Here is a 14,314-nt window from a genome sequence, read left to right on the forward strand (position 1 = left end):
TGACAAGTTAGAAAGGAATTATGCCAGCATGCTATCGCTGGCATTCATGTTGATGTGGCTACCGATGTATTGTTGAGTACGAAATGTACAGCAAAGATCAACACGCCCTAAAAAATCGCAAAAAAAAGCCCAAACCAAAGCGGTTTGGGCGGATACAAGTATAGGAGTTAATAAGGAAAATGCAGTAATTAAGAAAGCAGGGAGAAAAACAAGTTTGACGGCCTGTTAAACTTCTAAATACTCTGTTTTCTACCTAATTTATGACCCTCCATTTCAATTGAAGTTCCCAGAAAATTCATTAATTTTTCCTTTTTTTGTAAACACACGTCAATTCAATCGGTTAGTGCAGACTTTTATTAACTGGTACGACCAATTGGTGAAAATGTGATGTTGCTTGCTTGTTAAATAAATGTACTAAACGTATATTTCAAACAGTTGTTTAATACGAGTGATTGAAATGGCACCAAGAAGTACAACCAAAGACAAAATCTTAGATGTGGCTGAAGGCTTATTTGCTGAGCACGGTTTTAATGACACCTCTTTACGCACCATTACGGGTAAAGCCAATGTCAATCTTGCTTCAGTGAACTACCACTTTGGCGATAAGAAGACTCTGGTTCGTGCCGTATTAAATCGATACTTAGAAGCATTTATGCCTGCGCTGCAAGATGCTTTAGTGAACTTAAACTTGAACGAAACGTATTCTATGAGTGACGTGTTTGAGTCTTTAAGACAGCCACTAAGAGCACTTAACGATGTAAGGCCAAATGGTACGAGTCGATTCATGTTACTCATTGGTCGAGGTTATACGGATGTGCAAGGTCACTTGCGTTGGTTCATTACAACTCGTTACAGCGAAGCACTGACTCTGTTTACCAGTTCAGTAATGAAAGCCAACCCGAACCTCACTCAAGAACAGTTATTTTGGCGATTGCACTTCACCTTAGGGACTTGTGTTTTCACCATGGCTTCCAGTCAGGCTCTCGTTGAAATTGCAGAGAATGATTACGGTAAGCGAATAGATGCCAAAGCAGTGGTCGATATTCTTATTCCATACTTGGCCGCTGGCATGTCAGCAGAAGAATAAAACAATAAAAAGCGAAACATTCACAAACAATATAGTGAACAAAAGGATCTGAACTATGAGCTCTCTAAGACAAAAATGGGTAAGTGACCCAGCTTTTAAACTCTTTAAAAAAGTACTACCACCACTATCTAGCACCGAGAAAGAAGCGATGGAAGCGGGTAGCGTGTGGTGGGACGGAGAGCTGTTTTCTGGTAAACCAGATTTCACTAAGCTTCACCAGTACCCAAAACCTCAGCTGACAGCAGAAGAGCAATCGTTCATGGATAATGAACTTGAAACGCTGCTTGCTATGCTTGATGACCATAAAATTGTGAAAGAAGACCGAGACCTTCCAGAGGAAGTTTGGAACTTCTTACGCAAAGAACGTTTCTTCTCGCTCATTATTGCGAAAGAGTACGGCGGTCGTGAATTTTCCGCACACGCGAACTCGACTATCGTAACTAAGATTGCGACTCGCAGTATCAGTACTGCGGTTTCAGTCATGGTTCCAAACTCTCTTGGCCCTGGTGAGCTGCTGTCTCACTACGGTACTCAAGACCAAAAAGACTACTGGCTGCCTCGCCTTGCTGACGGTACAGATATCCCATGTTTCGCGTTAACTGGCCCTGAAGCGGGTTCTGATGCGGGTGGCATCCCTGATGTCGGCACTGTGTGTATGGGCATGCACGAAGGCAAAGAGACACTAGGTATCAAGCTTAACTGGAATAAGCGTTACATCACGCTAGCGCCAGTGGCGACGGTACTTGGTTTGGCTTTCAAACTGCACGATCCTGAGAAGTTGCTTGGTGACAAAGAAGACATCGGTATCACTTGTGCGCTAATCCCTGCTGACCACGAAGGTGTTGTGATTGGTGAGCGTCATGATCCACTTGGCCTTGCATTTATGAACGGTCCAACACGCGGTCATGATGTATTCATCCCTATGGAATGGTTAATCGGTGGCGCAGATTACGCAGGTAAAGGCTGGCGTATGCTGGTGGAATGTCTTTCTGCAGGTCGTGGTATTTCACTACCAGCACTAGGTACAGCAATGGGCCACTTAACTGCGAGAACAACTGGCGCATACGCTTATGTTCGTAAGCAGTTCGGTATGTCGATTGGTAAGTTCGAAGGTGTTGCTGAAAGCCTAGGACGTATTGGTGGCTTAACGTATCTACTAGAAGCAACTCGTACGTTGACTACCACTTCACTCGATATGAAAGAGAAACCGGGTATCGTAACGGCTATCGCGAAGTACCACATGACAGAGATGGCGCGTACGATTCTGAACGATTCAATGGATATCCACTCGGGTCGCGCAATACAAGATGGCCCGATGAACTACTTGGCAGCGCCGTACCTAGGTATTCCCGTTGCTATCACAGTAGAAGGTGCGAATATCTTAACTCGCAACCTGATGATCTTCGGTCAAGGTGCGACACGTTGTCACCCATACGTGCTAAGCGAAATGGAAGCGGCAGCAAACCCAGATGAGAAGCAAGGTGCGAAGGATTTCGATAACTTGTTGTTCAAGCATATTGGTCACGCGACTAAGAACACGTTTGGCGCGTTCGGTGCGGCATTAACAGGCTCTAAGTTCATTGAGGCAGATATGAGCGGCCCAACGAAGCCTTACTACCAAGACTTGACTCGCTTGAGCCGTGCGCTTGCGGTAAGTGCAGATTTCGCAATGCTTACACTAGGCGGTGAGCTGAAACGTAAAGAGCTTATCTCTGCACGTCTAGGTGATGGTCTAAGTTACCTATACATGGCGTCTGCAGCACTTAAGAAGTATGAAGACGAAGGTCGTCAACAAGCTGACCTAGACTACGTACATTACGCTGTTCAACACTGTTTCCATAACGCGGCTAAATCGCTACAAGAAGCGTACAGAAACTTCCCGAACAAGATGGTTGGTAAAGTACTTAAAGGTCTCGTTTTCCCGGTAGGTAACCACTTTGAAAAACCAAGTGACAACCTAACAGTGCAACTGGCTGAAAGCTTGATGACTCCGGGTGCACACCGTGAACGCCTGACTCATCTTTGCTACATCGGCCAGGAAGAAGACGATAGCGTTGGCTTGATGGAAAATGCGTTCAATGCGATGTACAGCATTAAGCCTCTTGAGCGTAAGATCTTCAAAGCGGTGAAAGAGGGCAAAGTGGCTCGTAAAGGCTTACTACAAGATAAACTTGCTCAAGCACTGGCGGCAGACGTTCTTACTCAAGACGAAGTTGACCAAATCATTGCAGCAGACAAACTACGCTACACAGCGATTCAAGTTGACCACTTCAGTCATGACTATAGTGAAACTTTGACGCGAAAAGAGTTAAAACCTAAGCTAAATAGCGTTGCTTAGATAAAGAAATGACAAAAGGCACCTAATAAGGTGCCTTTTTTTGTTTTTGTCGTAGAAGTCGCAATAGACGCGTTAACAAATGGTGACTTAGTCAGCAAATATTCGCTTAGTGCTCCAACCACTTGCATTTTCACCACATTTTTACAGAAATTAGATGCCATTTGCGTACGAAACTTTTATCCTTAACCTGATTTTTTAAGGAAGTTGAATATGATCATCAAACCTCGAATTCGCGGATTCATCTGTACTACAACACATCCAGTCGGTTGTGAAGCTAATGTAAAAGAACAAATTGCTTACACAAAAGCTCAAGGCCCAATCGCAAACGCACCTAAACGTGTACTCGTTGTTGGCTCTTCAAGTGGCTACGGCTTGTCTTCACGTATTGCGGCTGCATTTGGTGGCGGCGCTTCAACTATCGGTGTTTTCTTCGAGAAAGCCGGTACTGAGAAAAAGCCGGGCACAGCTGGTTTCTACAACTCAGCAGCGTTCGACAAGCTAGCTAAAGAAGAAGGCCTGTATTCAAAAAGCCTTAACGGCGATGCTTTCTCTAATGAAGCGAAACAGAAAACAATTGATCTGATCAAAGAAGATTTAGGTCAAATCGATATGGTTGTGTACTCACTGGCATCTCCAGTGCGTAAAATGCCAGAGACTGGCGAAGTGATTCGTTCAGCTCTAAAACCTATCGGCGAAACGTACACATCAACAGCGGTTGATACCAACAAAGACACTATCATTGAAGCTAGTGTTGAGCCTGCATCTGAAGAAGAAATCAAAGACACTGTTACAGTAATGGGCGGTGAAGATTGGGAACTTTGGATCAACGCTCTTTCTGAAGCGGGTGTTCTAGCTGACGGTTGTAAAACTGTTGCTTACAGCTACATCGGTACTGAACTAACGTGGCCAATCTACTGGGATGGCGCGTTAGGTAAAGCTAAGATGGATCTAGACCGTGCAGCATCAGCGCTGAACGAGAAACTAGGCCAAACTGGCGGTACTGCAAACGTTGCTGTTCTTAAGTCTGTTGTAACTCAAGCAAGTTCTGCAATCCCTGTTATGCCTCTTTACATCGCTATGGTGTTCAAGAAGATGCGTGAAGAAGGTATTCACGAAGGTTGTATGGAACAGATCTTCCGTATGTTCAGCCAACGTCTATACAAAGAAGACGGCAGCGCTCCAGAAGTGGATGAAGTGAACCGTCTACGCCTAGATGACCTAGAGCTTCGTGAAGACATTCAAGACCACTGTCGTAACCTATGGCCTCAAATCACGACTGAGAACCTAAAAGAACTGACTGACTACGTAGAGTACAAAGAAGAGTTCTTGAAGCTATTCGGTTTCGGTGTTGAAGGTGTTGATTACGAAGCTGAGGTTAACCCTTTTGTTGAATTTGATGTAGCTGACATCTAATTAAAATAATCGAATTAAAACCAAATAGGCGCTCATTGAGCGCCTATTTTTTGCTCAAAAGCAAATAATCAGAGATTTACGAGCGGATGAGAGATTCGGGCCGCGAGATGCGAAAAGATTTAAGAACAGATACGGGATACGAAGAGCCCTAAGAGAAAGTTAAAGGGAATAAGTTATAAAAAATGCACTAGTTCAAAGATGAATTAGTGCATTTTAAATATCTAAGCTTGGCTGCTTTTAAAGCCGCACTTGCTCACCAGCTAGCCAATTATGATGATAAAGGTACCCGCTAAGGTCATCAATATATTCGCTATCGCGTAAGTACCCGCGTATCCCAGAGCTGGAATTGTGGATCGGGCGTAGTCGTTTACGATGTCCATTGCTGGAGCACAGGTACGTGCGCCAATGATTGCACCAAACAGCAAGGCACGGTTCATTTTCAATACGTAAGCACCGACCAAGTAGGCGAAGAATACCGGTAATACACTTACCACAAGTGCAATGCCGATCACCTGTGGTCCCACTTGAGTTAAATGTTCAAACATCTTACCACCGGCGTTCAAGCCGATACCGACCATAAAAAACATCAAACCGAGCTCTTTGACCATATTCAACGCCCCTTGAGGAACATAGCCAAAAGTAGGGTGATTCGCTCTTAAGAAGCCAAGCATGATACCTGATAGCAGCAGGCCAACCGCATTACCTAAGCCAAATGACACCTGACCAAACGTCATAGTGATCAATCCAAATAAAATACCGATAATGAAGAAGCTACAGAAGGCCATTAGATCTGCCATTTGGCTATGGATCGAGATGAAACCGATTTTTTCAGCGAGCCCGTGTACACGGCTTTTTTCGCCACTAACTTGAAGCACATCACCTTTAGAAAGCATTATGTTGAGATCCATCGGCATTTCAATTTGCGCTCTGACCACTCGGTTAAGGAAACAACCGTATTCCGATAGGTTTAAGTCTGATAGGCGTTTACCCGCAATGCTATCACTTTTAACGACGATTTCCTCTTCGACAATCCGCAGATCGAGCAGGTTACGGTCGAAAACTTCTTTGCCGTTACGGAAACTTGGATCCAGACGGGCATGACTATCAGGGAAGCCAACTAACGCAATTTCATCACCTTCTTGGAGAATCGCGTCGCCATCTGGGTGTGCCAGAATGCCACTACGGCGAATACGCTCAATGTAACAACCTGTTTGGCGATAGATGCCGAGTTCTCGTAGGTTCTTACCGTCAGTCCAAGAGACAAGCTCTGGCCCCACGCGATAAGCACGAATGATAGGTAAATAAACTTTACGTTGACCAGATGTGCCCAAACCACGCTCCTGAGCGATTTGTACTGCTGAGTCGTGTAGGTTGACTTTCTGAAGCTTTGGAATCAAGCGGGCAAACATGATCATACTGATTAAGCCCACTAGATAAGCCATTGCATAACCAACCGACAGTTCTTCGATAATTAGGCTTAAATCCATGTTTCTCGGTACTTCCGCAAGCCCGGAATTCAGGGCGTCTTGCGCGCCCACCAAAATTGGCGTTGCGGTTAGCGCCCCTGCCATCATACCGGCAGATAAGCCGAATCCTAGGCCAAGGTAGTGGCTGCTGAAATAGGTGAGTGCAACCGCGGTAATAAGTACGACAAGGGTTAGGATAAGGTAATGTTTGCCGTCTCTGAAGAATATCCCAAAGAAGTTTGGCCCCGCTTCAATACCCACGCAATAGATGAATAGCATGAAGCCAATGGTTAGCGCCTCTGCGTTAAAAGAGAAGCCAAGATGACCCATTACGAGCGCGGTGATCAGCACGCCAATGGAGTTGCCTAGTTGTAGGCTACCAAAGCGAATCTTGCCGACGGCTAATCCGAGCGATAACACAACAAAGATGAGAAGAATGGGGTTTTGTTCTAGCAGAAAAACAACGTCGATATTCACAGTGACCGCTCAATAATAGGCGTAAAAACAGGGTAAGTTTGAGAGTTGAATTGTATCTAAATATAAATTAATTATAAGCGATACTTTGCTATTTTACCCAATTTTGACCTTATTGTTGTTGCGCATCAAAAGCAGAAATCAAAAAGCCCGCTACAACGAGCGGGCTTAATATCAATCGTACAGCTTTAGGCCAATATGAGACAGCTCTATAACGCTATAAGGCCTACCGTTTAAATGAAAACGGCGACTTAGTCGAAAAGACCTAGGTTTTCTTTTGCGTATGCTTCAAATTCTGTGCAGCCGCCAATGTGATCTTGGTCGATGAAGATTTGTGGCACGGTATCAACTGGTTTACCGACCGTTTTTTCTAGGTCAGCTTTGCTGATGCCTTCAGCGTGAATGTCAACATAACGGTAGTTGAAGTCATCGCGTTTCGCTTTAAGAGTTTCAGCATGCTCTTTTGCACGGACACAGAATGGGCAAGCAGGGCGACCAAAAATAACTACAAACATTTCATTTCTCCTAAATACGGGATGAGGCTCGTTAACTCAATTATGTTAACTATTCTTTAGTGAATGCCACTCAAAATTTCTTAAAACCAACTATGCCTTAATGCTTTAGGAAAATAAAGATGGATTTACCTTTTAATACAATAGGTTTTGCCTATCAGAGTAAATAATGCGCATAGAATGAGTCTCGCAGGCTCTAGTACCGTCAAAATACCAAACCAAAACGGAGCGTTAAGTTCCGTTTTTCGTATGACTTGTCGTTCAGCCTTTCAGCTGATTAGAACTGGGAGTACTTTTCGTAGCGAGAATCGCGAAGTGATTCTTTTACGCGCTTTAGGTTCTCTCTGAAACCGGAACCACGACGCAGAGTAAAGCCAGTGGCCAGTACATCGATAACCGTCATCTGAACAACGCGGCTTGCCATTGGCATGTATACGTCAGTATCTTCTGGTATATCGAGAGATATAGAAAGAGAGCTTGCTTTGTCGAGCGGCGAGTCTTTCGCTGTGATAGCAATCACCGTTGCACCGTTTTCACGAGATAGGTTCGCGATCTCTACTTGGCTTTTAGTACGACCAGTGTGCGAGATCAGAACGATAACATCATTATCGCTGCTGTTGATGCAGCTCATACGCTGCATCACAATGTCTTCAAAACAAGTGATAGGGATATTGAAGCGAATAAACTTGTTTTGAGCATCCTTGGCAACCGCAGAAGAGGCTCCAAGTCCGAAGAACGAAATGCGTTTTGCTTGAGTCAGTAAATCAACAGCACGATTGACTTGCATCGGATCGAGACTGTTTTTCGCGACGTCTAGGCACGCCATTGTCGATTCAAAAATCTTATGCGTGTATGCATCTGGTCCGTCATCTTCTTCAACGTTACGGTTTACGTAAGGGGTACCATTTGCCAAACTTTGTGCGAGATGAAGTTTAAAATCAGGGAAGCCTTTCGTATCTAAACGACGACAGAAGCGATTGACTGTCGGCTCACTGACGTCAGCCATTTTTGCTAACGTAGCAATGCTAGAGTGGATTGCTGTTTGAGGAGAAGCCATGATCACTTCGGCTACTTTTCGCTCAGACTTACTAAAGTTTTCTAGGTTCTTTTTTATTTTTTCTAATGTATTCATAGTGTTCACAAGGGTATAGAGAACAACTTGCCAGTTAATATCATATTACCAAGGGGGATGGCTTCAACAAAATTCAATCTACACTGTGCCTATTTGGCCGTGTAACTGCTGTATCAAATAGATATCAAGCTAACTAGCACCATATAGTCAGTATAAACCCAACATCCTATTTACTAATACAAAAACACGGCATGAATGCTTCAGAATATGACAAGCCTCAACAAAAATTTAGAAAAACTACAGGGTTGAAAGAGCTTTTGAATAAAATAAAAGCCAAATTGACAAGAACTGATAGTTTAGTTACATCAAAAAGAAATAAATTTTCAATTTGATGCAACTAACACTAAATTACTGTGCGTTGATGGTGGAAACAAGTGTATTGATTCGCCTCATCAAATTTGGAGCAAGCTTCGCGATTTCACGTTGTTCTTCCAAAACGGAAGCTAAGATCTCATTACCCGTTAGTGGGTTCGCCAGTACCACTCGGAAAACGATGATCGGTTGATGGGCCCACATTTCAGGATTTAAGCGTGTTCTTGACACAAAAGACTTTCCGGTTTCACGCTGTTTCTTCTGAATAAATTTAGTAAGTTCGTTCAGTAATTCGTTGAGCTCTATACGATGTGGTTTGTTAGCTTTCAGTAAGGCTGCTTTCACTGGTTCCGGTATATATCGATAGGTAAGCAGACAAAGCTCAGGCTCAGACACCAGTTCGAAATCGTTGTGTTGTTTTATCAGATCAGCAAAATAACGGGCTTTGTTGATGCTTTGATCGATGAGCAACTCATAACCTGGGCGACTGATCACGTGCATCGCGGCGTAAACCAACATTGCCATGCCGGAACGTGATCCTTCTAAAGTGTGGCTACCGAGATCTTTAGAGCCTTTACGAAGGATGTATTGAGCGTGATGCTCAATTGCGGTCATTGCATCTGGCTTCTTGAACAGAACCATGCCTGCGCCCATCGGGATATAAAGCTGCTTATGCGCATCAATCGTGACTGAATCTGCTAACTCAATACCATCAAGCAGATGACGATGATTGTTCGACATTAACGTTGCACCACCCCAAGCGGCATCTACATGAAAGTGACAATCAGACTCGGCACATACTCCAGCTATATCTCTTAGTGGGTCGATATTACCGGTTTCGGTTGTACCTGCAACACCAATGACGGCGAAAGGCTTGATCTTACTCTGCTTGAGTTGCTCGATCTTGAGTCTTAGATCATCTGTACAAATACGGTTGTCGTTATCCGTTTTAACAGACACTAGGCCTTCTTGACCAATGCCAAGTACATCAGCGGCTTTTTTCAAAGAATAGTGGCCACGTTCAGACACTAAGATAGCGAGACCTTCGTAGTCGTAGTGCTTCATCGCTTTAAACAAGCCTTCTTTCTCTACGCCTTTGAAGGTACCTTGTGCTTTCAGAGCGTTGTTACGTGCAACCCAAAGTGCGGTAATGTTGGCGATGGTACCACCAGAACAAAACGCACCTAAAGAGTGATTTGCGCTGTGCATCCAACGAGAATAAAACGGGTCACTATCTTGATAAATCAGGCGATGTAACATGCCCAGAACTTGACGCTCTAGGGGAGTGAACGCTTTGGATGTCTCGATTTTTACCAGATTCTGATTCAGTGCAATCATGATTTTAGACAGCGGCATCAGGAAGTACGGCAGGGCAGACGTCATATGACCAATAAAACTTGGCGAAGACGTATGAACCGAATGAGATACCAGAGAATCGAGGAGATGCTCAGTATGTTCAGAAACAAACTTAGGTTGCTCTGGGATATGAGCATTTGAAAAATCTTTCTCAATTTCACGTAGCGGCTTTTCTTCAGCCACAATATGTTCACGTAAGAATTGATTCAGATTTCGTGAAAGTTTGTCTTCAATTTGAGTGAGTGTAGAGTCTGGGCCTTCTGGTACCGTGAAGATACGTAGAAGACTGTCAAAGCTAACATCTGCTGTTTTTTGTTCCGTAACCATAGCAAGCGAGTTATTTTTCTGATGTTGACGCGAGCGGGACAATCTAAACGAAAACGGGAACAATGTCCCGTCTTAATTGTCACACCCCAATTCTTAGAAACGTATGTTAGATAAGGGGGTTATTCACACTTAATCGCTTCAAGCTTTGTAATCGATTGGTTGTAACGCTGCAGTGCGGTGTCGATTTGCTTAGGGTGGCTAAGCAGTTCAGCAAAGGCTGAGCGCAACTCGTAATTTTGTGCGTGAGGTGTAGATTGGCGGTCATCAAATGTTGTTTTCGCTATCTGCCCAAGCTCATCATCACGTTTTGATAAGGCTTTAATGTCTTGCTGTTCCAGTTGTAACCAACCTTCAATGGGCTGCTCGGTTGCGACCTTGCTTGAATCATTGACTAGGTAGTATTTTACTGCGGCACGGCTCAGCTCAAAGTGGTGCTTACGACCTTCTACGAACCACTCACTGACTTCAGTCAACTCTGGGTATTGCTCTGAAGTTAACGTTGCAAGGTCGGCATACCAATTTAATGATGCGTCGATGTACGCGTCATATTTTTCGGCTTGGCATTGATTTGTTGCAGACATTGTATCTGCTGCAAAAGAAAAAGTAGAGCTTGAAGCTAGCAATAATGCGAAGCAAAGGCGTTTCATAGTCATTCCTTTAGTAAGTTTATTTTTGTTATAAGTTTGTTGCTATAGAGTACCGCGATTACTGTTTGTTGAGCAATGATGGTTAATACTTTTCACCCGATGTCTATTTATATAGGGAATTGTATCGGTATTGAGCCTTTGAGTAGCTACTCTAATCTAAAACTGTCGTTATCTCTTGCGAGCTAGCTAGCAAGAGATATAAAGAACAACATCAAAACAGGCACCAGTAAGCTTAAAATAAAGCCGCTAACAATCGCAATTGGTACGCAGCGAACCCCACCTGTTGTTTGAATCACTGGCAAGGTGAAATCCATTGCTGTTGCACCAGCATAGCCAATAGAGGTGCATGGGTAGCGGCGGATTAGTACCGGAATGAGTACTAGGGCAACCAACTCTCTTAGTAGCTCAAGCATGAATGAAGCCCCACCATAGACTGGACCAAAAGCGTCGCCCATGAGAATGCCAGATAGAGAATACCAACCGAAACCAGACGACATCGCCAACGCTTGAAATAGAGGAATATCCAATAAGTAAGCCGCGATAACGCCGCCAAGCATCGACGTCAAAATAATCGTGATTGCGATAATCATACCGTGTTTATTGAGTAATATCTGGCGAAGGGTTAGCCCGCTGTTACGCAGTTGGATGCCAATAAAAAATAGAAGAAAAAACAGAATCCATTCGCTTGTGCTATCTACCCAAGCAAGACTGAACGGCAGAACTAAACCAGCAACAAGCCCAGAGCCAACGACAAGAATTAGCTTGGCTGACTCCATCATCATTGCGGATAAGGGCAGCTTGTTATGGTTGCTATCCGTTTTTAGTGGTAGCACTTTATCAATGGCAGGCAACGCAATGAGATTGCAAACGCTTAAGCAGACAAAAAAAGTGCTCGTATAAAGAAGAATAGTTTGTAGGTTAGCACCTAAATTGTCGAGCGTTGCGAGGCTTAGCCCCATCAGCGCAAGTATCACGTAAATTAAACGAGATGTGGAGCGGTTGATAAACTCTAAAGTACGCTCGCTGGAGAGAGAAAATAGATAGCCCACGACAAGTGGAGCAAAGATAAAAATCATCCCGATAAACATAATGCCCCCAATTGCATTTACTTTATATTCATTGATTTAGCGTTTAACGGAGATTTAGAAACAGCTCTCATTGATGACATCGTTTAGCTTTGCATCGAACTCATGTTTACTCAAATTACTTAAGTTATAAAGCACTTCTGCACCAGTCACATTTAGCTCCACCTCGTGCTCATCAATGTTTTCATCTTTGTTCCTAAACATCAGCAGGTGGTTTGCGATTCGGGCAATATCAAGGTAAGAAACTTCACGTTGTTCTTGGCTATTCAGGGTGTTGCTGCATACATCGATGAAGTCACTGTCAAATCCCCAAGTCTTCAATACTAGCTGACTGGTTGCGGAGCATTTGCTTTCGAATATTTGCATCGCGATGTCGCGATCTAAGTAGTTGCCACTATCTAAATAGAGTTGATATTCGCTGACTAAGCAAAACAGGCCAATATCGGCTAATAATCCGACGAGTAATGACTTTTCATGCTCTAGGTAGCGATACTCTTTAGGGGACAATTCTTTAAAGCTGTTAGTGACTTGCACCATTGTTGCACCAAGCTTTTTAGATACGGATGCACTCTTGACTAAGATTTTATTGCATTCTGGGCTGAGGTCGACTGACTGTTTGATCTGCTCCATTGACTGAGCTGTGACAATGTCTCTTACCCTAAATATCCCCAGACGCGATACAGCCGTTACAATGTCGACACATGTGATGTTGCGTCGATTAAATACCACAGAGTTAGCTATTCGGATGACGATCGCAGCAAGGCTAGGATCTTCCAGTAAACACTCAGCAATATCGGTGATCCCAGTGGATTCTCGCGTGCAAAGGTTTTGTATTTTTAATACAACAGTGGGAATTGGAGGAAGTTTAATTCTCCCCGTTGAGATCGAGTGTTCCACGAGTTGTGTAAACTCTGATTCTAATCCTTTAAGGAGCAGCGCTTTATTTTGAGGTAGCCAAAAAAATGATAAATGATTCATAAGATAAGTAAAAATAGTGATGTTGAGCTATTTTACAAGTCGTGGTGAAGAGAGGCAATACCGATTGCTTTTGGTCGCATCATAAAGTTGAATGGATTTGCCACCAATTTTTAAGGTTTGGGAATTTTGAGTGGTTTAATGTGATGTCAATCATGAAAAATTTTAATATACAACTGATTGATGTGAGCTAAGTCCGGACTTATTTTATCTTTCGAAGTATCCTTATTCTAAAGGTGAAAGACGAAATCATAATATTCACCTAAATCATAATAAATTGAGCTACATTTTATCGCATGAAAAGCTGCTTATCTGGTGATTGAACTAATCGGGGTAATATGATTAAGGATCAATGGATATGACCGATACAGCATATATTAATTACATCAGCCAGTTTGGTGAGCATCAGAAACGTTCTATGTTTGGAGGTATAGGCCTCTTCCAGGACAACGCGATGTTCGCACTATTGAGTGACGATAGCCTATTCATTAGAGGTGGTAATTCTCTAGATAAGACATTAACCGATCTTGATTGTGAAAAATATCGCCATGTCAAAAAACAAACAATAGCAACTGTAAATTATTACGACATTACTGACCTGTTTAAGTGTGAACATCCAGAATTGGATAGCATTATCCGCACATCAATTGATAATTCAGTAAAACAGCGCAGTTATAAGAATTCTTCTGCTAGCCGTAGGTTAAGAGATCTGCCAAACATGCAGCTTACACTTGAGCGTATGGTGAAAAAAGCGGGTGTTGATGATGTTTCAACCTTTATGCAGCTTGGCGCGCCGGAAGTATTTAATAAGGTTCGTAAAGCGTATGGTAACGACGTTGACTTGAGGCTACTCTGGAAGTTTGCAGGAGCAATAGATGGTATTCACTGGAAACTTTTACAGGAGCCACGCAAGCAGCAATTGCTAAAAAATTGCCATTAGATGCTCAAGAGTTGCCACTAAAGTAGTTATCCTTATATGAATAAAGTGACAGTTATAAAAAAGCCGAGGAATGGAATTCCCTCGGCTTTTTTGTGTCATAATTTATTGGGCTGTGCCGATAGTGATGCTCAAAAGGTAACGCTCAGTACCCATTTAGATTGACTTCGTTAAGTCTTATACCAATTTGATTAAATTTCTGATCTAATAGTAACTCTGCTCGGAGGTACTATATGGACATTAATTTCCCTCA

11 protein-coding genes are annotated in these 14,314 nt (G+C 43.2%); 4 read left to right on the plus strand and 7 right to left on the minus strand.

Annotation, left to right across the window (positions count from 1 at the left end):
• Nucleotides 1-457 precede the first annotated feature (457 nt).
• The 3 genes from Q1A70_RS16610 (at nt 458) to fabV (ending at nt 4,838) form a co-directional block, all read left to right on the plus strand.
• The gene (locus tag Q1A70_RS16610; protein WP_299694110.1) at nt 458-1,087 is read left to right on the plus strand and encodes a TetR/AcrR family transcriptional regulator; all 630 of its coding nucleotides are present in this window, start codon (nt 458-460) and stop codon (nt 1,085-1,087) included.
• Nucleotides 1,088-1,142: 55 nt separating this feature from the next.
• A complete protein-coding gene (locus Q1A70_RS16615) occupies nt 1,143-3,425 on the plus strand; it encodes an acyl-CoA dehydrogenase (protein WP_299694107.1) in 2,283 nt (760 codons plus the stop codon).
• Between the two features lie 210 nt (nt 3,426-3,635).
• Nucleotides 3,636-4,838 (plus strand): enoyl-ACP reductase FabV, encoded by a 1,203-nt coding sequence (gene fabV / locus Q1A70_RS16620; protein ID WP_299694104.1) that lies wholly within the window; start codon nt 3,636-3,638, stop codon nt 4,836-4,838.
• A gap of 260 nt (nt 4,839-5,098) precedes the next feature.
• Here fabV and Q1A70_RS16625 read toward each other — a convergent pair whose 3' ends face one another.
• From Q1A70_RS16625 to Q1A70_RS16655, 7 genes are all read right to left on the minus strand, one after another.
• Nucleotides 5,099-6,781, minus strand: coding sequence for an aspartate:alanine antiporter (locus Q1A70_RS16625; protein ID WP_299694101.1), 1,683 nt, complete (start codon nt 6,779-6,781; stop codon nt 5,099-5,101).
• Between the two features lie 248 nt (nt 6,782-7,029).
• A complete protein-coding gene (locus Q1A70_RS16630) occupies nt 7,030-7,293 on the minus strand; it encodes a GrxA family glutaredoxin (protein ID WP_009847069.1) in 264 nt (87 codons plus the stop codon).
• A 274-nt stretch (nt 7,294-7,567) separates the two neighbouring features.
• Complete coding sequence (locus tag Q1A70_RS16635) at nt 7,568-8,422, minus strand: MurR/RpiR family transcriptional regulator (RefSeq protein ID WP_299694097.1); 855 nt, start codon at nt 8,420-8,422, stop codon at nt 7,568-7,570.
• 348 nt (nt 8,423-8,770) lie between these two features.
• Nucleotides 8,771-10,417, minus strand: coding sequence for a pyridoxal-dependent aspartate 1-decarboxylase PanP (gene panP, locus Q1A70_RS16640; RefSeq protein ID WP_299694094.1), 1,647 nt, complete (start codon nt 10,415-10,417; stop codon nt 8,771-8,773).
• Nucleotides 10,418-10,536: 119 nt separating this feature from the next.
• The gene (locus Q1A70_RS16645; protein WP_299694091.1) at nt 10,537-11,064 is read right to left on the minus strand and encodes a hypothetical protein; all 528 of its coding nucleotides are present in this window, start codon (nt 11,062-11,064) and stop codon (nt 10,537-10,539) included.
• A gap of 182 nt (nt 11,065-11,246) precedes the next feature.
• Nucleotides 11,247-12,152, minus strand: a complete 906-nt coding sequence (locus tag Q1A70_RS16650; RefSeq protein ID WP_299694088.1) for a lysine exporter LysO family protein — start codon at nt 12,150-12,152, stop codon at nt 11,247-11,249.
• Between the two features lie 54 nt (nt 12,153-12,206).
• Nucleotides 12,207-13,127, minus strand: coding sequence for an HDOD domain-containing protein (locus Q1A70_RS16655; RefSeq protein WP_299694085.1), 921 nt, complete (start codon nt 13,125-13,127; stop codon nt 12,207-12,209).
• A 355-nt stretch (nt 13,128-13,482) separates the two neighbouring features.
• On the opposite strand from Q1A70_RS16655, the gene Q1A70_RS16660 reads away from it, so the two are divergent.
• Complete coding sequence (locus Q1A70_RS16660) at nt 13,483-14,064, plus strand: TfoX/Sxy family DNA transformation protein (protein ID WP_299694082.1); 582 nt, start codon at nt 13,483-13,485, stop codon at nt 14,062-14,064.
• The last annotated feature ends 250 nt before the right edge of the window (nt 14,065-14,314 follow it).

The organism is uncultured Vibrio sp., assembly GCF_947488985.1.
Lineage (GTDB): Bacteria > Pseudomonadota > Gammaproteobacteria > Enterobacterales > Vibrionaceae > Vibrio.